Origin of the sequence: Burkholderia sp. GbtcB21 (genome assembly GCF_019091065.1) — a bacterium.
GTDB classification, from domain to species: Bacteria; Pseudomonadota; Gammaproteobacteria; order Burkholderiales; family Burkholderiaceae; genus Burkholderia; species Burkholderia pyrrocinia_C.
Genome location: NZ_JAGXKA010000015.1, coordinates 75,120 through 95,635, shown reverse-complemented (window position 1 = coordinate 95,635; position 20,516 = coordinate 75,120). Strand labels below are relative to the sequence as shown.

The 20,516-nt window shown below is 64.0% G+C and carries 16 protein-coding genes; 13 read left to right on the top strand and 3 right to left on the bottom strand.

Features of this window, described 5'->3' with window-relative positions; genetic code table 11:
* Nucleotides 1–19 precede the first annotated feature (19 nt).
* From KVT39_RS28195 to KVT39_RS28180, 4 genes are all read left to right on the top strand, one after another.
* Complete coding sequence (locus KVT39_RS28195; protein ID WP_217590706.1) at nt 20–4,696, top strand: RHS repeat-associated core domain-containing protein; 4,677 nt, start codon at nt 20–22, stop codon at nt 4,694–4,696.
* On the top strand, nt 4,693–5,064 hold the full coding sequence (locus KVT39_RS28190) for a hypothetical protein (protein ID WP_105393973.1): 372 nt from the start codon (nt 4,693–4,695) through the stop codon (nt 5,062–5,064). Before KVT39_RS28195 ends, KVT39_RS28190 begins: the two co-directional genes overlap by 4 nt.
* A gap of 91 nt (nt 5,065–5,155) precedes the next feature.
* Nucleotides 5,156–5,809, top strand: coding sequence for a hypothetical protein (locus tag KVT39_RS28185; RefSeq protein WP_217590705.1), 654 nt, complete (start codon nt 5,156–5,158; stop codon nt 5,807–5,809).
* A gap of 385 nt (nt 5,810–6,194) precedes the next feature.
* The gene (locus KVT39_RS28180; protein WP_175750225.1) at nt 6,195–6,518 is read left to right on the top strand and encodes a hypothetical protein; all 324 of its coding nucleotides are present in this window, start codon (nt 6,195–6,197) and stop codon (nt 6,516–6,518) included.
* Nucleotides 6,519–6,603: 85 nt separating this feature from the next.
* Here KVT39_RS28180 and icmH read toward each other — a convergent pair whose 3' ends face one another.
* The 3 genes from icmH to tssJ all read right to left on the bottom strand — a co-directional run bounded on the left by icmH (nt 6,604) and on the right by tssJ (nt 9,443).
* Nucleotides 6,604–7,386 (bottom strand): type IVB secretion system protein IcmH/DotU, encoded by a 783-nt coding sequence (gene icmH, locus KVT39_RS28175; protein WP_034183673.1) that lies wholly within the window; start codon nt 7,384–7,386, stop codon nt 6,604–6,606.
* A complete protein-coding gene (gene tssK, locus KVT39_RS28170; RefSeq protein ID WP_111015437.1) occupies nt 7,383–8,729 on the bottom strand; it encodes a type VI secretion system baseplate subunit TssK in 1,347 nt (448 codons plus the stop codon). Before tssK ends, icmH begins: the two co-directional genes overlap by 4 nt.
* A 102-nt stretch (nt 8,730–8,831) precedes the next feature.
* On the bottom strand, nt 8,832–9,443 hold the full coding sequence (gene tssJ / locus KVT39_RS28165; protein ID WP_034183675.1) for a type VI secretion system lipoprotein TssJ: 612 nt from the start codon (nt 9,441–9,443) through the stop codon (nt 8,832–8,834).
* 374 nt (nt 9,444–9,817) lie between these two features.
* Here tssJ and KVT39_RS28160 point away from each other — a divergent pair, with 374 nt between their 5' ends.
* The 9 genes from KVT39_RS28160 to tssA all read left to right on the top strand — a co-directional run bounded on the left by KVT39_RS28160 (nt 9,818) and on the right by tssA (nt 20,511).
* Nucleotides 9,818–10,465 carry a M48 family metallopeptidase gene (locus KVT39_RS28160; protein WP_072442952.1) on the top strand — a complete coding sequence of 216 codons (648 nt, stop codon included), beginning with the start codon at nt 9,818–9,820 and terminating at the stop codon, nt 10,463–10,465.
* 47 nt (nt 10,466–10,512) lie between these two features.
* Complete coding sequence (gene tssB, locus KVT39_RS28155; RefSeq protein ID WP_006484395.1) at nt 10,513–11,028, top strand: type VI secretion system contractile sheath small subunit; 516 nt, start codon at nt 10,513–10,515, stop codon at nt 11,026–11,028.
* A gap of 15 nt (nt 11,029–11,043) precedes the next feature.
* On the top strand, nt 11,044–12,534 hold the full coding sequence (gene tssC, locus KVT39_RS28150; protein ID WP_006477094.1) for a type VI secretion system contractile sheath large subunit: 1,491 nt from the start codon (nt 11,044–11,046) through the stop codon (nt 12,532–12,534).
* 70 nt (nt 12,535–12,604) lie between these two features.
* The gene (locus tag KVT39_RS28145; protein ID WP_006477093.1) at nt 12,605–13,108 is read left to right on the top strand and encodes a type VI secretion system tube protein Hcp; all 504 of its coding nucleotides are present in this window, start codon (nt 12,605–12,607) and stop codon (nt 13,106–13,108) included.
* Between the two features lie 62 nt (nt 13,109–13,170).
* Nucleotides 13,171–13,656 (top strand): type VI secretion system baseplate subunit TssE, encoded by a 486-nt coding sequence (tssE, locus tag KVT39_RS28140; protein ID WP_034183677.1) that lies wholly within the window; start codon nt 13,171–13,173, stop codon nt 13,654–13,656.
* Between the two features lie 76 nt (nt 13,657–13,732).
* Complete coding sequence (gene tssF, locus KVT39_RS28135) at nt 13,733–15,568, top strand: type VI secretion system baseplate subunit TssF (protein ID WP_105392229.1); 1,836 nt, start codon at nt 13,733–13,735, stop codon at nt 15,566–15,568.
* The gene (tssG, locus tag KVT39_RS28130; protein ID WP_034183679.1) at nt 15,532–16,632 is read left to right on the top strand and encodes a type VI secretion system baseplate subunit TssG; all 1,101 of its coding nucleotides are present in this window, start codon (nt 15,532–15,534) and stop codon (nt 16,630–16,632) included. Before tssF ends, tssG begins: the two co-directional genes overlap by 37 nt.
* A 44-nt stretch (nt 16,633–16,676) precedes the next feature.
* Complete coding sequence (tssH, locus tag KVT39_RS28125) at nt 16,677–19,346, top strand: type VI secretion system ATPase TssH (RefSeq protein WP_217590704.1); 2,670 nt, start codon at nt 16,677–16,679, stop codon at nt 19,344–19,346.
* Between the two features lie 43 nt (nt 19,347–19,389).
* Nucleotides 19,390–20,511 carry a type VI secretion system protein TssA gene (gene tssA, locus KVT39_RS28120; RefSeq protein WP_217590703.1) on the top strand — a complete coding sequence of 374 codons (1,122 nt, stop codon included), beginning with the start codon at nt 19,390–19,392 and terminating at the stop codon, nt 20,509–20,511.
* Nucleotides 20,512–20,516 lie beyond the last annotated feature (5 nt).

Sequence of the window (20,516 nt, the reverse complement as noted above, 5' to 3'; positions counted from 1 at the left end):
GATTTGAACGAAAAACGACATGGCACAACAACTTCCACCGGGCGCAGAGAAGGAACAGGCTGTTTCCTGGCTCAGTGATATTTCGCCGAAGGATGTCGCGGCGGGGGGCGATCGCTTCAATCAGTGGTTGCTCCGCATCAGCGGCAATCACATTTCGTTCGAGGATCTCAAGACCGTTGCAAGCGCCGTACCGATCATCGGCAACCTGATGGCGTTTTACGATGCGGTGTGCGACATCGTGACGATCATCGAGAAGCGCAGCGCCAATTTGCTCGATTATCTCGGGCTTGCGATCAACCTGATCGGCGTTATTCCAGTTCCGCCGCCGCTGGCGTCGTTCCGCCTGTCGGCGCGGCCGCTGCTCGGGCTCGTGCGCAATCAGTTGCTGGTGTCGCGCGGCAATCTCGGCGCGGCGATCATTTCGGTGCTCGTTACGCACGTCAATGCCGCAGCCGCGACCGAAATCGAAAATTTCCTGAAGACGCTGCAGGACGTTCTTGTCGAGCTGCTGAACGACTGCGCTGCGAAAGCGCAGGAATTGATGGTCGGGCTTGCGACCGGACTGGAACTCGCGCTCAAAGGGCAGCTTTTCGACAGCAGCGCAAACGTGCAGCGTACCAAGCGGATCGCGCGGAAGATGGACGATCGGTCCTGGTACAACCCGATGCTGGTGGTCGACGCGTTCGAGTACGGCTACGAAGGGTCGATCGCGCTGGGCAAGGAGGTCGGGAACGCGACGGCCGGGGCTGCCGCAAAGCTCGCGCCGGATTCGTGGCTGCAACCGTTCCGCGATATCGTTACGTTCCTGAAGACCGAGGCACCGAAGGTCGCGAAGGCGATCCGCGATCTGAACGGCAGCGAAGAGGGCAAGATGCTGTGGCTCATCGCGCAGCTGGTCCAGGCGGTTGCACAGGTACGTTTGCGCGGGAAACCCCACGAAAAGACGGCGGATGTGCCGCCCGGAGGCAAGGGGAAGGCGCGGAACGATCGCCCTCAGGAGCCGGTCGGCATGACCGGGCAGCAAGCGCGAGCGGGCGGTGCGGGCCAAAGTCCATGCAAGGGTTGCCAGATCGGCGCGTCGCCTGCATCGATCGATTTCGCATTCGGCGACGAGACGTTCACGCATACGGATTTCGAACTTCCCGGTGCGTTGCCGCTCGTCTGGGCTCGCACGTATCGATCGCGTCTGTCTGCATACGACGACGGCGAACTCGGCGCGCGCTGGCTTACGCCCTATACGACGCGCATCGATGTCGACGGCGATACGTGGTTCTATCGAGACGCGAGCGGACGCAGCATCGAATATCGCGCGCTTGCCGTCGGTGGCGTGCATGACGATCTCGCGGAGAACCTGACGCTGTCGCGCCTTGACGATACGTGGCTCACGATCGCGTACGGTTACGACGCATTGCACGTGTATGAACGGCGCGGCGATGCATTCCGGCTGGCGATGCAGAAGGATCGCGCGGGCAACACGATCACGCTCGATTACGATGCGCTCGACCGCGTCGCGCGGTTGATCGACGCGAGCGGCAACGTGCTGTCGTTCGAGCACGACAAGCACGGGCGGATCGCGCTGATCGAGCAAGTGCTCGATGGCGGCGAGCGTCGCACGCTTGCGCGCTACGCATACGATGACCAAGGCGATCTCGTGCGCGCTACCGATCGGCACGGCAACGCGTGGAGCTATGAGTACCATCGACATCTCATCACCCGCTACACCGATCGTACCGGCCGCGGGATGACGCTCGAATGGGACGGTGCAGACGCTGACGACAACGCAAATGCGAAATGCGTGCGCGAGTACGCGGACGACGGCAGCCTCGACATTCGTCTTGCGTGGCATCCGAACATTCGTCTCACCTACGTGACCGACGCGCTCGGTCAGATGACGCGCTACTACTACAACATCAACGGCTACGTTTACCGGATCGCCTATCCCGACGGAAACGAGGAATGGTTCCGGCGCGACGCGCACAACAATCTGACGCTGCACATTCTGCAGGACGGCAGCATCGAGCAGATGAGGTACGACGCGCGCGGCAACCTCACGTGGCACGAGCGTCCGGACGGCAGCATTGTCGAGATGGGTTACGACGACAAGGACCAGATGGTTCGGCTCGTCGATCCGAACGGCCATGTCTGGCAGCGCAAGTACGACGATGCGGGCAATCTCGTCGAGGAGATCGATCCGCTCGAGCACTCGACGAAGTACGCATACGGCGACAAGGGATTGCCGACGCAAATTACCGATGCGAAGGGGGGATCGAAAGCGCTCGAATACAACGCCGCGGGGCAATTGACGAGCTACACGGATTGCTCCGGCAAGAAGACCGAGTGGCGGTACGACGACATCGGACGTGTGATTGAGGCAAAGGACGCTGCTGGTGGTGTGACGGCCTACGGCTATGGCCCGAATGGGAAATTGGCCGAGATACGTTCGCCCGCCGGTGTCGAGCAGGTGCATTACGACGCGGAAGGCCGGTTGTTGCGACATACCGATCAACTCAATCGCTCCACGAGATACAGCTATGACGCGGTCGGTCGCATTGCGAGCCGCGCCGATGTGCTTGGGCAGACGATTGCGTATCGCTATGACCGTCTCGGTCGGTTGACCGCGCTGACCGATGCGAACTTTGCGACGTATCAGTTTCACTACGATCCGGCGGGGCGATTGATTGAGGAAATCGGCTTCGACGGTAAGTCGACGCGCTATCAGTACGATCGAGAAAGCGGCAGCCTCGTATCCATTGATGAAGCGGGTTGCGTGAGGTCGATGGACCTCGATGCAAATGGCCGCCTGCTGAAGCGTATGTCGGGTGAAAGCGAAGAGCGGTTTGCCTACGATCCGAGCGGGCGACTGATCGACGCGGTGAACCGGTACAGCCGCGTGCAGTTCTTCTTCGATCCGGTTGGCAATCTTGTGCGCGAACATCATGCCTACGATCTGTTCGGGGAGCGGCGCAGCTACATCTGGCATCACGAATACGACGAACTCGGCAATCGGCGGCGGACCGTGCGTCCGGATGGTCATGCAGTCGACTGGCTAATGTATGGCTCGGGGCATGTGCACGGGATGCTGCTGGATGGCCAGGAACGGGTGCAGTTTGAGCGCGATGACCTGCACCGCGAGACGGTGCGGGAACTGTCGAACAAAGTCGGGCAGCGCACGCACTATGATCCGGCGGGACGTATGCTGCAACAGACGGTGCAGCGGTCGACGTCACCCGCACCGCTGGCCGAGAGGCGTTATCGCTATGACGCGGTGGGGCAACTGTCGCGGATCGAGGATAGCCGCAAGGGCGGGACGGACTATCGGTATGACCCGGTGGGGAGACTGATCGAGGCGATTAGCCCGGTTGCGAAGGAACGGTTCTCGTTCGATCCTGCGAGTAACATCATCGATCCGCCGCAGACGACAGAGGCGCTTGCGCCGCGGCGAAGCCCGGTGAGGCCGGAAAGCACGTTGCCGGCCGAGGTGCCGAAAGTACTCGGTAACCTGCTGAAGGCGTATGCGGGAATGCACTTCGAATACGACGCTCGGGGGAACTTGATCCGCAAGCGTACGCCAGCCGGCGAGCAGGAATACGAGTGGGACGAGTTCAACCGCTTGTTGGCGGCGCGTGTTGCCGAGACATCGCGGCAGAGTCAGTCGCGGTACTTCTATGACGCATTCGGCCGCCGGATCGCGAAGGAGGTGAACGGCGAGCGGACGGTGTTCGGGTGGGATGGCGATACGCTTGCGTACGAAAGTGACGGGGAACGCGGTACGCACTACATCTACGAGCCGGGGACATTCGCGCCGCTGGCGCAGTACGTGGCCGAGCCGGTCGAGGGAATCGCGACGCCGGTGTGGAAGAGCACCGATCGGTACGTACCGGAGGACGATCCGCTGCAAAAGGTGCCGGAGCGTCGGGCGGATGCCAAACTGTTCTATTACCACTGCGACCAGATCGGGACGCCGCAGTTGCTGACGGATGACGACGGTGACGTCGTGTGGGAGGCGTCGTACAAGGCGTGGGGTGAAGCGCGGGAAGTGATCGCGCGGGCATCGAAGGCCGCCGCGGGAATCGTGCCGAGGAATCCGTTGCGGTTCCGAGGGCAGCAGGCGGACGAAGAGACGGGGCTGCACTATAACCGGCACAGGTATTACGACCCGAACTCGGGGCGGTTCATCAGCAACGACCCGATTGGCCTTGAAGGCGGCATCAACGTCTATCAATATGCGCCCAATCCGATTCAATGGATCGATCCGCTAGGGCTCGCGAAATGTCCCTGCGCAGACGACTGCGAGAAGATTCTAGCCGACGAAGGAGTGGTAACCGGGAGGCACGGGAACCTGAGAAAGATCGGCGGCCAGCAAGACTCCCATCACATTTACCAAGATGCAGCCGTGAATGGTCTGCCGAACTATGATTACAACGACGCCCCAGCGATCAGTTTGCAGGGACGAAACGCTGACGGTACCACTCGCGGAACGCCGCACTACCGCGCGAACCGGACTCAGGACAACGCGTCTCTTGCCGGCACCTTAGGAAGCGAGACTGTAGTAGCCTTCAACTCACTGAAGGCCGCCGGGCTAAGCCCCAAAGCGGCTAAGTGCGCTGTCTTACGCGCACGAGGCTATTTCTCCAGCATTGGTGCAAATGCCGGTTCTGGGACGAGCACACCATCGAAACGAATGAGGCTGAAATGACCCCATCATTGAACGATCAGGCTTATAAAGTGATTTCCGAATTCCTTGGCGCACTCAACTCGATGGACAAGCATCTACTGGAGTCGACGTTCGGGGTCACCGAACCGATTCTCGATGAGATATGCGAATCGCTCGACGACTATTTTGGAAGAAAACCTAGTATCAGCTTAGCGCCGATTGAAGTGGCTTTCTCGGGCAAGAAAGGATCGAGACCATACATTGATCTCTTCGAGATGGACGACGGTCAATCCTGGGGCGCGGAATGCATTCTTTGGGTGGATGGGAAGGCACAGGAGCCCATTTTGCACGTCGAACTGAGCGGTAAGGGTGATGACCTGAACCTAAAGTACAAGTACATCGGTTCGTAGGTGGAGCAGTAGCTGACCGCGGACGATGGCGATGTGGTGTCGGAGGCGATGACAGCCCACGCAAAGAAGACCGAAGACGTTCTACGACTCCATGCTCACGCGTGATGAAGTGTGCGCAATTGGGATATCAAACTGGAAGATTGGACTGGTGAAGTCACCTATGCGAATAGTTATTGTGCCTTTAATCCTTCTCGCGCTTGCGACAGCTTCACATGCTTACGATTTTCGGCCAAGAGCCGCCGCCTCCCCTGATCTGACGCATCCAAAGCTCTTCAAAGCCAACGGCCTGAGCTTCCAGCTCCCTGCGGACTGGAAGGTCACGGCAAACGATCGACTCCGGGACGCCGATGGCCGGGGCGTCAGTATCGAAGCCGACAAGTCCGCACTCGAAGTACTGAATCTGGACGTTGTTGTTCAGGTGCTGAGAACCAAGGTCGCACCTTCGTTCGAAGGTACTGCGCAATATCTTTACGAGAGCCAGGTGGACGACAAGTCCGCTCAATACACGAAGCCGGACTTTGCGCCGATCATGCTGAGCGACAAATACCCAGCGCTCGCTTCGCGCTATACGCACAAGATCTTCAACGACGATGAGCTCTATGCGCATCGTCTCGATCTCGTCACCAGCAAGGTCTGCGGCAAAGGTTGGACCTGCGTTGTCTTCTCGTCGGGATTGGCTGCTAACGAGAGCGCTGCGAAGCAAGGTATGGCCAAGATCTATGAAACGATCCGCTATCAACCTTGATACAGCGCGATCGATTCGCACGCGCCGTGACAGTTTTCGTGGCCGTTCAGTCCTCACGAGAAAGCAGCCGAGCAGGCCGCGTCTGTTTCGGGGTGGCATCCGCATATCGTGACGCGGCGGGGCATCGTCAACGTGTCCTGCCCGGGCGAGCGTCGGAACCGTCAACGTTCGAAACGTCGAGTGTCGAATTTCGCGGTTCATTGGCATAATCACGGCCTTTGACGATACGGATGCGCTGGATGCCACTGTTTCGCGTTCCAGGTGCCGCAGGGCGATAGAACACATCCGACGAACCCTCAGGGATTCGTTGAGGGCACCTAGGTGAAGCGTTCCCGTGCAGCGTGATTCGAATCGGCAGCCGCTTTTATCCGATGCTACGAACGTAATGCCTACCTCGACCGATACGGCGACTGCAGTTAGCCTGAAACAAGTCCTCGAAACCCCCGGCGATTTCTCCGGATGGCTCTGCCTGCCGCCGATGCCGTGGACGCCCGATACCGAGGGCGCATTCTCCGACGACACGAAGGACGCTGACGAAGACACGGCGCCCGTCATCGCAACCCAACCCGGCTGGCAGATCACATTGAACAGCTCAACGATCGAGGACATCGTGATCAACGCGCATGACCAGATCGACGAACCTACGCTTGCGCAGTTGTTCGATGCGTTCGTGTTCTACGTCGAAAACGACGCATTCATTCTTTTCTGACGACGCGCAACGAGCGCGCCGAAACAAAAAAAGGACCGCTCAGCGGTCCTTTTCCTCATGAGGCGACGCTCTCGCGAAGCACCCATCAAGGCAACGAAATCGTCAAATTAGCCGACTCCGGCCCCACCTTGATCACCTGCGAATAAGGCGCGAGCGCCTGCAGCGTCTTGTCCTTCAGATACGAGTTGAGTCCGAGGAACCCAAGCAGCGCAACCAGCGCAAACACCGCCCCGATCGCCCAAACCGGCACCTCGCGCTTCAACCGGTGCGCGATCTGATCCGGCAACGGCCAGTGCGGCGCAAACGGAGCCCGCTTGCCCTTCATATGCGCGATCTCGTCCCCCAGCCGCGCCGTCAGATAAGCGAGCTTCTCCGGCCCTTCGAGCAGATACTTCCCCTGGAATCCGAGCAGCAGGCACATATGAAACACCTCGAGCGACTGCAGCCGCGCCGCGCCTTGCGCACGACATTCCTCGAGATACTGAAAGAACTTCTCGCCCGCCAACTGCTCGCCGAACAGCACGAGCTGCAGCGGCCGGCGCTCCCAGTCCGTGCGGATCTTGTACTGCGACGACAGCACCATCTCGTCGATGGCCGCGCAGAACGCGAACTTCGCGGCGTACACATCCTCGGCGGCGATATTCAGCTTCTTCGCGCCGCGCTCGAAATCCGACAGGAATTCCTGGATCCGCGTGCTGAACTCGCTCGCGCTGTCCGGCTCGCGGCCGTTCTTGAGCAGGAACAGCATGAAGAAGCCGTCGTACAGCAAGTCGAGCAGCGAACGGGCCTGGAACGCGGAGTCCGTCGACGCCGGGGTATGCATGGGTGCCGGCGCGTTGTCGCCGAACAGGGAAGGCGCGTAGCTCATGATGTGACCGCGATCAGTTCGAACTTCAGGTCATTGATGCCAGTCGGCGCATAGATCATCGCGGACTGGGCCTGCAGCATGCGCTCGTACAGCGCGCCGCGCGAATCGAGCGCGAAGTAGCACGCGCCCGGCCGCACCGGAATCGCGGGCGGCACCTGCGGCGTGTACGACAGCCGCACGCCGGGCATCGCCGACAGCACGAGCTTGTCGACGTCGTCGGGGGCACCGACCTTGAAGCGGGCCGGCACGGCATCGACGAGCTCGACGCTCGGCATGTCCGCGGACACCGCCAGGTAGAACTCGGTCTTGTCGTCGATCTTGCCCGAATCGAGGCGGCCGAGGTGGAACGACGGACGCACCTCGTCGAGCGTGATCGCGAAGTAGCGCGTCGAGATCACGGTGTCGAGCAGTTCGCGCAGCATCAGGTCGAGACGTGCAAAACTCGGCCCCGGATCGTCGTGGCGGTACACGGGCAGGTCGGCGAGCGTATAGCCCTTCGAGAACGTCATCAGCTGGCCCGCGAGGCGCAGCAGTTCCTGGAACAGCCGCTCCGGATGCAGCGCCGCGTGCTGGTGCAGGTGCGCGAGCGTTGCGAACGCGGCGTTCGCGGTATGCAGCAGCCAGAACGACGCGATGTCGCCCGAGCGGAATTCGATGATGTTCTTCGACGGCTCGCGGTGGAACCCGTACAGCGCGTTCACCTTCGCCTGCAGCGCGTCGACCAGCTGGCGCAGCCGCTGGTGCAGGATCGGCGACGCGTCGATCGCGAGGCACGGCGGCACGAAGCTGTCGTCGATCTCGAAACCGGACGTCGCAGTGCGGCGCACGCGCACGAGCGGCACGGACAGCAACTGGTCGCGCGGTTCGCTGTGCGCGATCAGCTTGACCTGCGTCTTCAGGAACGTGATGTCGGCTTCGGCCGCGTCGGTGAAGTTGTCGGCGACGCTCGTCTGCTCGCTGACGAAGCGCGTCATGAAGCCTGCGGCCGGATCGTCGCTGTAGTTGGTGCCGTTCTCGCGCAGCGGGTGCAGCGCGAGATAGAACACGAATTCGTTGATGCCGTCGGGCAGCGTGTCCAGCGCGATCGGCGGCGGCAGGTCATCGGCCTGCGGCGCGGCATACAGCGCGCCGTCCGGGAACACGAGCGCGAGATCGGCAACCCGCAGCACGTTGCTGCCGAGTGCGTCGCGGTCGATGCGCACGGAGCGCACGCCCCAGTTGTACGGCTGGATCGCCTGGATGGACTCGAACAGGCGCGCCTCGTGGTACGCGTCCTGTCGCTGAAAGTGTTGAGGCCGGAGGAACAGCCCTTCCCCCCACAGCACCTTGGCCGAATAACTCATGTCAAATCCGGTTAATGTGGCGTTGCGATGTAATCGATTTGTTCGTGCCCGAATTAAATCGCCAATTGTTAACTCTTGTTAATTGACATTCGTGCGTCATGTTTAACCGCAGGACACCGAGGAAAGCATATTCAGCGGTTGTGAAGGCGCACCCTGTTGCGGTGCGATGACGGTGCCGTCGGTGACCGTCATCGCGCAATTATGCAGGCCGATGATTATGCCGGATTTCTCCGACTTCGCCGGATCGAACGTCAGTTTCCATCGTTGCAGTGCGGGATCGCGGAACAGCGCGACGATGCCGAATGCCTGCGCTTCGCGCGAGACTTTTTCGGTCGCCGTATAGCGCTGGCCCGGAATCAGCGTGATTTCACGCACATTCAGCAGGTCGGCGCCGAGCGCGGCCTTTTCCTTGGTCGGATCGGTGAACGCGTCGAACGGCGCTTGCTGGAACGACGTCGGATCCTTCAGCGCGTAGAGCCGCACGACGAGCGCGAGCGGCTTGTGGTCGGTCGCGGCATTCAGGTTCGGCGCGGCGGCGAGCGTGATCCCGAGATTGCGCGGCGGCTTCTGCGAGTCCGGCAGCTCGGGCTTGCCGATGCCGGCGGCCTGCATCACGGCGCTTGCGGCCGAGCCGAGCAGCGGGGCGGCCGCGCATCCGGCCAGAAGGGCGCAGGCAACCAGCGGCAGCGCGTAGCGAATCATGGACGATCTCATCGTGTTTCCGGCGTGCCGCCTTTATCCCTGTCAAAACTGCCGGGTATTTCCGCGTTCGCCGCGTATCCCCGACATTGAATCGCTCAACTATTAAGCACGCCTGCGTCGCGGCAAGCGCCCGGAAATTTTTTCCGCCACCCGGGCGGCGCGTCGTGCGGCCAGTAAAACTTGCGCATCCCGGCCGAAGGAAAAACCGCCGCGAGCCCGCAGCGAGAGGTCATTCGAGGGGGTAGCGCCCGGTTTTAAAAGGAATTACTCTTCACACGACGATTGAATTATGAAAAATTGATCGGTACTATACCCGCGCGCTTCTTGCAAAGCAAAAGAACCAGATTCTCAACGATTTTAAAACTCACGCGCCGGTGGATATAACGATGAAAGACCGTCTCTTCGCAAAACTGTCTGGGGTAGTGCTGGCTTGCGGCGTGATCGCCGGCTGTGCGAGCCAGTCGACCACGCCGCCGAGCGCCGAGGTTTTCAACAAGTCGCTGGCCGATGCGGACGCCGTTGCGAAGTCGGGTGATCAGGACAAGGCCCTCGGCCTGTACCAGCAGCTCGCGAAGTCGGATCCGACGCGCGAGGAGCCGTGGTCGCGCATCGCGCAGATCCAGTTCGCACAGAACCACTACGGGCAGGCGATCGTCGCCGCCCAGGAAGCGCTGCAGCGCGACGCGACCGACCGGCAGGCGAAGAGCGTGCTGGCCGTCGCCGGCCTGCGGATCGCGACGCAGTCGCTCGGCGAATTGCGCCAGGATGCGTCGCTCGCGGGCGACGCGAAGTCGGACGCGCAGACGCTCGCGAAGCAACTGCGCGACACGCTGGGCGAATCGGCGCTGTTCCCGCCGGAGCAGAAATCGCAAACGAAGAAGATCCGCCGCCCGATTCACCGCCCGAAGGTGGCAGCCGGCGCGGCGGCACCGGCGGACAGCGGCGCCACGACGCCGCCTCCGCCCCCGCCGACGTCGAGCGGCAGCGCGCCGCAGAAAGGCGGCGCCGACCCGTTCAGCGCGCTGCGCAACTGACGCGAAAGCAACTGACGCGAAAACCACAACTAACCTGGGAGCCGTCGATGGCCAAGAAAGAAAGCATTCAGAAAAGCTTGCAGAAAATACGGCCGCCGCGCGTCCAGCTGACCTATGAGGTCGAGAAGGGCGACGCGATCGAGGTGAAGGAACTGCCGTTCGTCGTCGGGGTCGTCGGCGATCTGGCGGGCCAGTCCGAAATCGAGCAGCCGAAGCTGCGCGACCGCAAGTTCGTCAATATCGACCGCGACAACTTCGACGACGTGATGAAGGCGATCGAGCCGCGTGCCGCGTTCCAGGTGGAAAACCGCCTGAGCCCGGAAGGCGGCAAGTTCGCGGTCGACCTGAAGTTCCGCTCGCTGTCGGATTTCAGCCCGGACGAAGTCGTCGAACAGGTCGAGCCGCTGCGCCGCCTGCTCGAGGCGCGCTCGAAGCTCGCCGACCTGCGCAACAAGCTCGCCGGCAACGACAAGCTCGAGGATCTGCTGTCCGAGGTGCTGAAGAACACGCAGCAGCTGCAGGAGCTCGCGAAGGGCACCGGCGGCGACAAAGACGGCGAATGACGACGGAGTGTTGAGATGAACCAGCAAACGGCTGCGGCCCAAGCCAGCGGCGCGGAATACGCCGCCGGGACCTCGTTGCTCGACGACATCGTCGAGAAGAGCAAGGTCGCGAAATCCGATTCCGAGCATGCGCGCGCGAAGGACCTGATCGGCGAACTCGTGCACCAGGTGCTCGACGGCACGGTGATCGTGTCGGACAACCTGTCGGCCACGATCGATGCGCGCGTCGCGGAACTCGACCGCCTGATCTCGACGCAGCTTTCCGCGGTGATGCACGCGCCGGAATTCCAGCGCCTCGAAAGCACGTGGCGCGGGATGGATTACCTGGTCAAGGAAAGCAATACGGGCCAGACGATCAAGATCAAGGCGCTGCACGCACCGAAGCGCGACCTCGTGCGCGATTTCAAGGGGGCGAGCGAGTTCGACCAGAGCGCGCTGTTCAAGAAGGTCTACGAAGAAGAATTCGGCACGTTCGGCGGCTCGCCGTTCGGTGCGCTGATCGGCGATTACGAGATCTCGCGCCAGCCGGAAGACATGTACTTCATCGAGCAGATGTCGCACGTCGCGGCGGCCGCGCACGCGCCGTTCATCGCGTCGGCATCGCCCGAGCTGCTCGGCCTCGAGTCGTTCTCCGACCTCGGCAAGCCGCGCGATCTCGGCAAGGTGTTCGATACCGTCGAATACGCGAAGTGGAAGTCGTTCCGCGACGCCGAGGATTCGCGCTACGTCGGCCTGACGCTGCCGCGCTTCCTCGGCCGCCTGCCGTTCAATCCGAAGGACGGCCAGACCGCGGAGAACTTCAACTTCGTCGAGGACGTCGACGGCACCGATCACGACAAGTACCTGTGGTGCAACGCCGCGTGGGCGTTCGCTGCGCGCCTGACGGCCGCGTTCGACGACTTCGGCTGGTGCGCGGCGATCCGCGGCGTCGAAGGCGGCGGCCTCGTCGAGGACCTGCCGACCCACACGTTCAAGACCGACGACGGCGAAGTCGCGCTGAAGTGCCCGACCGAGATCGCGATCACCGATCGCCGCGAGAAGGAGCTGAGCGACCTCGGCTTCATCCCGCTCGTCCATTGCAAGAACTCAGATTACGCCGCGTTCTTCGCTGCGCAGTCGGTGCAGAAGCCGAAGAAATACAGCACCGACAGCGCGAATGCGAACGCCGTCCTGTCCGCCCAGCTTCAGTACATCTTCTCGGTATCGCGCGTCGCGCACTACCTGAAGGCGATGATGCGGGACAAGATCGGCAGCTTCGCATCGGCGCAGAACGTGGAGACTTTCCTCAACCGGTGGATTTCGCAGTACGTCCTGCTCGACGACAACGCCTCGCAGGAACAGAAAGCGCAATTCCCGCTGCGCGAGGCATCCATACAAGTGTCGGAGATTCCGGGCAAGCCGGGCTCGTATCGTTCGGTCGCATTCCTGCGCCCGCACTTTCAGCTCGACGAACTCTCGATTTCTCTGCGACTTGTCGCTGATCTGCCCAAACCGGCAAATTCATAAGCGAGTAAATCGCCCGGGCGGGCCGCCTGGGTAGGACGTTAAAACCACCTCTTTGGGGAGTCGAAGGGCCATGTTACATATGCACTTGCAGTTTGGTAGTCCGGCGGTGAAGGGCGAATCCGCGGACAAAGACCATCAGGGCTGGATCGAACTGAAATCGTGGGATCACTCGATCGTTCAGCCGCGTTCGGCAACCGCATCGACCGCTGGCGGTCACACGATGACGCGTTGCGAGCACGGCGACATGATTTTCACGAAGGAAATCGATTCGTCGAGCCCGCTGCTGTACCAGCACGCTTCGGGCGGCACCACGTTCGACGAGGTGACGGTCCATTTCTCGCGCGCAGACGGTGAAGGCAAGCGCGTGCAGTATCTGGAAGTCAAGCTCAAGTACGTGATCATCTCGAGCATCGCCCCGAGCGTTCGCGAAGAAGGTCTGCCGCTCGAGACGTTCTCGCTGAAGTACGCGGCCGTGCAGTGGAAGCAAACCCAGCAGAAGATCGGCGGCAACCAGGGCGGCAACACGCAGGGCGCCTGGAGTCTGACGAAGAACGACAAGACCTACGCGGTCTAAGGTCGGTTGCGGCAACGGGGCGCACGGCGTCCCGTTGCCGTTTTCGTAGTTCATACCGGCCGATGAAACGATTCGAACCCAGTTTTCTCGACAAGCTGTTCGACGACGAACCGCACCTGCCGGCCTCGGCAGCGATGCGGCAATTGTCGCTGGACGAGCTCAAGACCACGGTCGCCCGCGACGTCGAGGCGATCCTCAACACCCGTATCGCGCACACCGAGAACGAGCTGGCCGCGCTGCCGGAATGCCAGAAGTCGGTGCTGACCTACGGGTTGAACGATTTCGCGGGGCTGAGCCTCGCGAGTCACTACGACCGCGCGTTCATCTGCAAGTCGATCCAGCAGGCCATCGCGCGCCATGAGCCGCGCCTGCAGCAGGTACAGGTGACGTTCGAGCTGAACGAGCAGGCGACCAATGCGCTCTACTTCGCGATCCAGGCGCTGCTCGTCGTGCACCCGGCCGAGGAGCCGGTGAATTTCGACGCGATGCTGCAGCCGTCGACGCTGCAGTATTCGGTCACGCGCGCACGCGCCGCGAGAATGCAGTAAATCAAGCCGCCGAGCGGGCCGGACCGCCCGGTGGTCGATCAGGTCCGGCAGGAAATATTGAGGTTCGGGGTCGTCGATGGAAGAATTGCTGCCGTATTACGAGCGCGAATTATCGTTTTTGCGGCGCTATTCGCGAGATTTCGCCGAACGCTATCCGAAGATCGCGGCGCGGCTCGCGTTGTCCGGCGAGCATTGCGAGGATCCTCACGTCGAGCGGATGATCGAGTCGTTCGCGCTGCTCGGCGCGCGCATCAACAAGAAGCTCGACGACGACTACCCCGAATTCACCGAAGCGCTGCTGGAAGTGCTGTATCCGCACTACCTGCGGCCGTTCCCGTCGTGCTCGATCGCGCAGTTCACGCCGGCGTCGCCCGGCCAGCAGACCGAGCCGGTCGTGATCGGCCGCGGCACCGAGTTGAAGAGCCGCCCGATCCGCGGCGTGCAGTGCCGCTTCCGCACCGCCTACGACGTGACGCTCGCGCCGATCCGCATCTCGGAAGCGCGCTACACGCCGGTCGCGCTCGCGCCGAGCGCGACGGTGCTGCCGTCCAACGCGACGGGCGTGATCTCGATCACGTTCGAGTCGCTCGCTGCGCAGCTCGATCTCGGCGCGCTGAAGGTGCCGACGCTGCGCGCGCATCTGCACGGCGAGCAGTCGTTCGTCGCCGCGCTGACCGACTGCCTGTTCGTCAACGTGCTCGGCGCGTATGTCGAGCCCGAACGCAACGGCCGCTGGACCGCGCTGCGCAAGCTGCCGATCGAGCAGGCCGGCTTCGACGAAGACGACGCATTGATCGATTACCCGGCGAAATCGCATCCCGCGTATCGCCTGCTCACCGAATACTTCGCGTTCCCCGACAAGTTCGATTTCGTCGATTTCGACCTCGCGGCGATCGCGCGCGCGTCGGGCCGCTGCCAGCGCGCGACGCTGCATCTGGTGCTGCAGGACGTGCGCAGCGATTCGCACGTCGCGCGGCTGCTCGAGCTGCTGACGGCAAGCCACTTCCGGCTGTTCTGCACGCCGATCGTCAACCTGTTCCGCCAGCACGGCGAGCCGATCCGCATCACGCACCGCGCGGTGTCCTACCCGGTGATCGCCGAGGCGCGCCGCGCGTTCGCGTACGAGGTGTACTCGATCGACTCGGTGAAGCTCGTCAGGCAGCAGGCGCATGAGGAATCGGTGATCGAGTTCCGGCCGTTCTATTCGCTGCATCACGGCGAAGCGGCGCGGATCGGCCACTACTGGTTCGCGCGCCGCAACGACTGGGTCGCGCAGAAGAGCCCCGGCTACGAAACCGAGATCTCGATCGTCGACATCGACTTCGAGCCGACGTCGCCGCAGACCGACACGCTGAGCCTCGACCTCACCTGCACGAACCGCGACCTGCCGGCGATGCTCGCGTTCGGCCTCGAAGGCGGCGACCTGTTCCAGGAAGGCGGCGCGCAGACCAGCGGCATCTCGATGCTGCGCCGCCCGACGCAGAGCGTGCGCTTCGAGCGCGGCCGCGCCGCGCACTGGCGGCTCGTGTCGCACCTCGCGCTCAATCACGTGTCGCTGGTCGCGCACGGCCTCGCGCCGCTGAAGGAAATGCTGACGCTGTACGACCTGCGACGCACGGCCGTGTCGATGCGCCAGATCGACGGCCTCGCCGGCATCGAGCAGCGCGGCGCCGTGCAGTGGCTGCCCGGCAAGCCGTTCGCGACCTTCGTGCGCGGCATCGAGATCCGCCTGACGATCGACGAGGAACACTTCGTCGGCGCGAGCCTCGCGTCGTTCGTGCGCGTGCTCGACAGCTTCTTCGGGCTTTACGTCCACCTCAACAGTTTCGTTCAACTAGTCGTCGTGTCGAAACGCACCGGCGAGGAGATCATCCGATGCAAGCCCCGGACCGGCGAATCGATCCTGGCGTAGTCGACGCGCTGCTCGACGAGCCGCACCGCTTCGAATTCTTCCAGGCGGTGCGCGTGCTCGAAGGGCTGTTCGCGCGGCAGGCGTCGGATGCGCCCGGCGCATGGCGGCAGGGCGACGTCGTCGCGCAGCGCATCGAATTCCGCAACACGCTGTCGCTCGGTTTTCCGCCGAGCGAGATCGAGGGCGCGCGCTCGTTTGGCGACGACGGCACGCTGCTCGACTCGGGCGAGCAGCGCGGCGCGGCGCTCGCGGCCGGCGAGCTCGGCCACGTCGAGCTGACGCCCGCGTTCTTCGGGCTGCTCGGCGGGCAGGGTGCGCTGCCGCTGCACTACACCGAGCAGATCGTCGCGCGCGAGCACCTGAAGCGCGACCACGCGGCGCGCGCGTTCTTCGACGTGTTCTCGAACCGCGCGACCGCGCTGTTCTATGCGGCGTGGAAGAAATACCGGCTGCCGTTCCATTACGAGCTCGATCGCGACGAGCGCTACCTGCCGCTGCTGCTCGCGATCGCGGGCGTGCCGAGCGACGAGGTGCGCGACAGCCTCGCGGCCGGCGCGGGCGGCGTGCTCGACGAAGCCGTTGCCGGCTACGCGCTGGCCGCGCGGCACCGGCCGATGTCGGCCGCGTACCTGCAGCGCACGCTGTCCGACTATTTCCGCGTGCCGGTGAAGATCGACCAGTTCGTCGGCAAGTGGTACGACGTGCCGCCCGACCAGTTGAGCGTGCTCGGCGAGGTCAACGCGGTGCTCGGCGCGACGGCGCTGGTCGGCGAACGCGTGTGGCAGCGCGACATGCGCGCGCGGATCGTCGTCGGCCCGCTGTCCAAGCGCGACTACGAGGCGTTCCTGCCCGGCGGCGCGCACGCCGTCGCGCTCGAACGGATGCTGACGCTGCTCGCCGGCGTCACGCTCGAATACGAGGTGAAGCTGGTGCTGAAGCGCACCGAGGTCGGCGCGAGCGTGCTCGGCGCGGGCTCGCGGCTCGGCTGGGACGCGTTCCTCTGCACGCGCGACGCGATCGAGGATCGCTCGGACGCCCGCTACGAACTGCACGTGATTCACTGATTCCTAACGACAACAAACACGCAATCGAACCTGAGATCGACGCCATGAGCACGCCTCTGAAGACCCTGATCACGAAACTGAACCCGCTGTGCCGGCACGCGGCCGAGCGCGCGGCGAGCGCGTGCCTGGCGCGCGGCCACTACGAGGTCGATCTGGAGCACCTGTTCCTCGCGTTGCTCGAGGAGCCGGCGGGCGACCTGCCGCTCGCGCTGCGCGCGAGCCGCGTCGATCCGCATGCGCTGCGCGCGGATCTCGAGCGCGAGCTGACGCGCCTGAAGACCGGCAACACGCGTACGCCGGTGTTCTCCGTGCACCTGATCGCGCTGTTCGAACAGGCGTGGCTGATTGCATCGCTCGATTCGCAGCTCGGCCGCATCCGTTCGGGGCACCTGCTGCTCGCGCTGCTGACCGCGCCGGACCTCGCGCAGTTCGCGCAGCGGATGTCGTCGCAGTTCGCGGAAGTGAACGTGACGGACCTGAAGCACAAGTTCGACGAGATCGTGGCAGGGTCGAGCGAAGCCGAGCCGCGCCAGGCCGATACCGACGACGGCGGCGTGGCGCCGGCCGTCGACGGTGCCGCGCCCGCGGCCGGCCCGTCGAAGACGCCCGCGCTCGACACGTACACGACCAACCTCACGCAGCGCGCGCGCGACGGCAAGATCGATCCGGTGATCGGCCGCGAAGCCGAGATCCGCCAGGCGATCGACATCCTGATGCGCCGCCGCCAGAACAACCCGATCATGACCGGCGAGGCCGGTGTCGGCAAAACCGCGGTCGTCGAGGGCCTCGCGCTGCGTATCGCGGCCGACGACGTGCCGCCGCCGCTCTCCGGCGTCGCGCTGCACGTGCTCGACATGGGGCTGCTGCAGGCCGGCGCGAGCGTGAAGGGCGAGTTCGAGAACCGGCTGAAGAGCGTGATCGACGAAGTGAAGAAGAGCGCGCATCCGATCATCCTGTTCATCGACGAGGCGCACACGATCATCGGCGCGGGCGGCCAGGCCGGCCAGAACGATGCGGCGAACCTGCTGAAGCCGGCGCTTGCGCGCGGCGAGCTGCGCACGATCGCCGCGACGACGTGGAGCGAATACAAGAAGTACTTCGAGAAGGACGCGGCGCTCGCGCGGCGCTTCCAGGTCGTGAAGGTCGAGGAGCCGAGCGAGCCGCTCGCGGCCGCGATGCTGCGCGGCATGTCGGGCCTGATGGAGAAGCACTTCAACGTGCGGATTCTCGACGACGCGATCACCGAGGCCGTGCGCCTGTCGCACCGCTACATCAGCGGCCGCCAGCTTCCCGACAAGGCGATCAGCGTGCTCGACACCGCATGTGCGAAGGTCGCGCTCGCGCACAGCGCGACGCCGGCCGCGATCGACGACACGAAGAAGCGCATCGAGCGGATCGATGCGGAAATCGCGTCGCTGGAACGCGAGGCAGCGGGCGGCGCGCCGCACGACGAGCGGCTCGGCGAGCTGCGCGGCGCGCGCGACACGGCGCTGGAGCAACTCGCAAAGGACGACGCGCGCTACGAAGCCGAGCGTGCGATCGTCGCCGAGATCACCGAATTGCGCGACACGCTCGACAAGGCGCGCGGCCCGTCCGAGGACGGCCAGCCGGTCGACGTGCAGGCGACGCGCGACAAGCTCGCGGAGCGCGTCGCGGCGCTGCACGCGCTGCAGGGCGGCGAGCCGATGGTGCCGCTGCAGGTGGACGGCCACGTCGTCGCCGAGATCGTCGCTGCGTGGACGGGCATTCCGCTCGGTCGGATGGTGAAGGACGAGATCGACACCGTGCTGAACCTGCAGCCGCTGCTGACCGCGCGCGTGATCGGCCAGGACCACGCGCTCGACGCGATCGCGCAGCGCGTGCGCACCGCGACCGCGAACCTCGAGGATCCGAACAAGCCGCGCGGCGTGTTCATGTTCGTCGGGCCGTCGGGCGTCGGCAAGACCGAGACGGCGCTCGCGTTGGCCGACATCCTGTACGGCGGCGAGCGCAAGATGGTCACGATCAACATGAGCGAGTACCAGGAAGCGCACAGCGTGTCGGGCCTGAAGGGCTCGCCGCCCGGCTATGTCGGCTACGGCGAGGGCGGCGTGCTGACCGAGGCCGTGCGCCGCAACCCGTATTCCGTCGTGCTGCTCGACGAGGTCGAGAAGGCGCACCCCGACGTGCTCGAGATGTTCTTCCAGGTGTTCGACAAGGGCACGATGGACGACGCGGAAGGGCGCGAGATCGATTTCCGCAACACGCTGATCATCCTGACGTCGAACGTCGGCTCGTCAGCGGTGATGCAGGCGTGCCTGAACAAGCCGGCCGAGGAGCTGCCCGATCCGGACGCGCTCGCCGAGACGCTGCGCCCGCAGTTGTACAAGACGTTCAAGCCCGCGTTCCTCGGCCGGATGAAGGTCGTGCCGTACTACCCGATTTCCGACGACGTGCTGGCCGAGATCATCGAGCTGAAGCTCGAGCGGATCCGCCGCCGGATCGACGCGAACCACAAGGCCGCGTTCGAATGGGACGAGTCGCTCGTCGAGGCAGTGCTCGCGCGCTGCACCGAGGTCGATTCGGGTGCCCGTAACGTCGACCATATCCTGAACGGCACGCTGCTGCCGGAGATCGCGGGCCACGTGCTCGGCCGGATCGCCGACGGCGAGGCCATCGCGCGCATCGCGGTGCGCGCGGACGAGGCGGGCGAATTCGCGTACACCGTCGAATGAGCCCCGCGCGCGACATCTCATGCATCAACGGATTCACTGAACCATGCCGATCAATCTCCCCGAGCTGCTGACGCCGATCAGCGACACGTCGCCCAGCGGCGACGACCTGCTGTTCTCGAACGAATTCGACGCGATCCAGGACGCGCGGCGCTACGACGATCCGACGCTCGACCAGGGCGAATGGGTGACCGAGATCAAGGAGGCCGACTGGGGCTTCGTCGTCGACCATGCGGGCGAGCTGCTGCGCACGCGCACGAAGGACCTGCGGCTCGCCGTGTGGCTGACCGAGGCGCTCGCGCTCGAGGACGGCGTCACCGGCCTCACCGAAGGCTATGCGCTGCTCGAGGGCCTGTGCCGCGAGTTCTGGGACACCGTGCACCCGCTGCCCGAAGGCGACGACACCGAGTACCGGCTCGGCAACGTCGCGTGGCTGGCCGGCCGCACGGCCGAGCTGCTACGCGCGGTGCCGTTGACGGACGGCGCGTCGAACGCGTTCAGCACGCTCGACTGGGAAGTGGCGCAGCACGTCGCGCAGTCGATCAAGCGCGACCCCGAACACGCGGACGACATCGCGCGCGGCAAGCCGTCGATCGACCAGATCGATGCGTCGCGGCGCGTGACGTCGATCGCGTTCTACACGGCGCTGCTGGCGAACCTGAAGGCATTCGAATTCGCGCTCGATGCGTTCGAGGAGCGGCTCGTCGAGCGCGCGGGCGATTCGGCGCCGAGCTTCCGGCAGGCGCGCGACGCGTTCGAGACCGTGTACCGGCTCGCCGAGCGCTTTGCGCGCGAGCAGGGCTATACGGGCAGCGCGCCGCACACGCAGGCGGCGCAGCAGGCGCAGCCCGAGCGCATCGAGCCGGTATTCGGCAATTCGATTCAGACCGAGGAGACCCACGTGCAGTCGCAGACCGCTCCGCGTCCTCCGGTGACGCAGATGATCGCCGGCATCCAGAACCGCGCGCAGGCCGTCGACCAGTTGCGTGCGGTGGCGCGTTATTTCCGCCAGACCGAGCCGCACAGCCCGGTCGCGTACCTTGCCGACAAGGCGGCCGAATGGGCCGACATGCCGCTGCACAAGTGGCTCGAGAGCGTCGTGAAGGACGACGGCTCGCTGTCGCATATTCGCGAGCTGCTGGGGGTGAGGCCGGACGAGCAGTCGTGAGCGGC

Bases quoted from the DNA above. Each gene is read 5' to 3' on its own strand.
- tssK (WP_111015437.1), bottom strand. From the start codon at position 8,729: ATGAGTTATTCGGCCAAGGTGCTGTGGGGGGAAGGGCTGTTCCTCCGG.
- icmH (WP_034183673.1), bottom strand. From the start codon at position 7,386: ATGAGCTACGCGCCTTCCCTGTTCGGCGACAACGCGCCGGCACCCATG.
- KVT39_RS28195 (WP_217590706.1), top strand. From the start codon at position 20: ATGGCACAACAACTTCCACCGGGCGCAGAGAAGGAACAGGCTGTTTCC.
- tssG (WP_034183679.1), top strand. From the start codon at position 15,532: ATGCAAGCCCCGGACCGGCGAATCGATCCTGGCGTAGTCGACGCGCTG.
- KVT39_RS28160 (WP_072442952.1), top strand. From the start codon at position 9,818: ATGAAAGACCGTCTCTTCGCAAAACTGTCTGGGGTAGTGCTGGCTTGC.
- tssB (WP_006484395.1), top strand. From the start codon at position 10,513: ATGGCCAAGAAAGAAAGCATTCAGAAAAGCTTGCAGAAAATACGGCCG.
- tssC (WP_006477094.1), top strand. From the start codon at position 11,044: ATGAACCAGCAAACGGCTGCGGCCCAAGCCAGCGGCGCGGAATACGCC.
- tssH (WP_217590704.1), top strand. From the start codon at position 16,677: ATGAGCACGCCTCTGAAGACCCTGATCACGAAACTGAACCCGCTGTGC.
- tssF (WP_105392229.1), top strand. From the start codon at position 13,733: ATGGAAGAATTGCTGCCGTATTACGAGCGCGAATTATCGTTTTTGCGG.
- KVT39_RS28145 (WP_006477093.1), top strand. From the start codon at position 12,605: ATGTTACATATGCACTTGCAGTTTGGTAGTCCGGCGGTGAAGGGCGAA.
- tssA (WP_217590703.1), top strand. From the start codon at position 19,390: ATGCCGATCAATCTCCCCGAGCTGCTGACGCCGATCAGCGACACGTCG.
- KVT39_RS28190 (WP_105393973.1), top strand. From the start codon at position 4,693: ATGACCCCATCATTGAACGATCAGGCTTATAAAGTGATTTCCGAATTC.
- tssJ (WP_034183675.1), bottom strand. From the start codon at position 9,443: ATGAGATCGTCCATGATTCGCTACGCGCTGCCGCTGGTTGCCTGCGCC.
- KVT39_RS28180 (WP_175750225.1), top strand. From the start codon at position 6,195: ATGCCTACCTCGACCGATACGGCGACTGCAGTTAGCCTGAAACAAGTC.
- KVT39_RS28185 (WP_217590705.1), top strand. From the start codon at position 5,156: ATGCTCACGCGTGATGAAGTGTGCGCAATTGGGATATCAAACTGGAAG.
- tssE (WP_034183677.1), top strand. From the start codon at position 13,171: ATGAAACGATTCGAACCCAGTTTTCTCGACAAGCTGTTCGACGACGAA.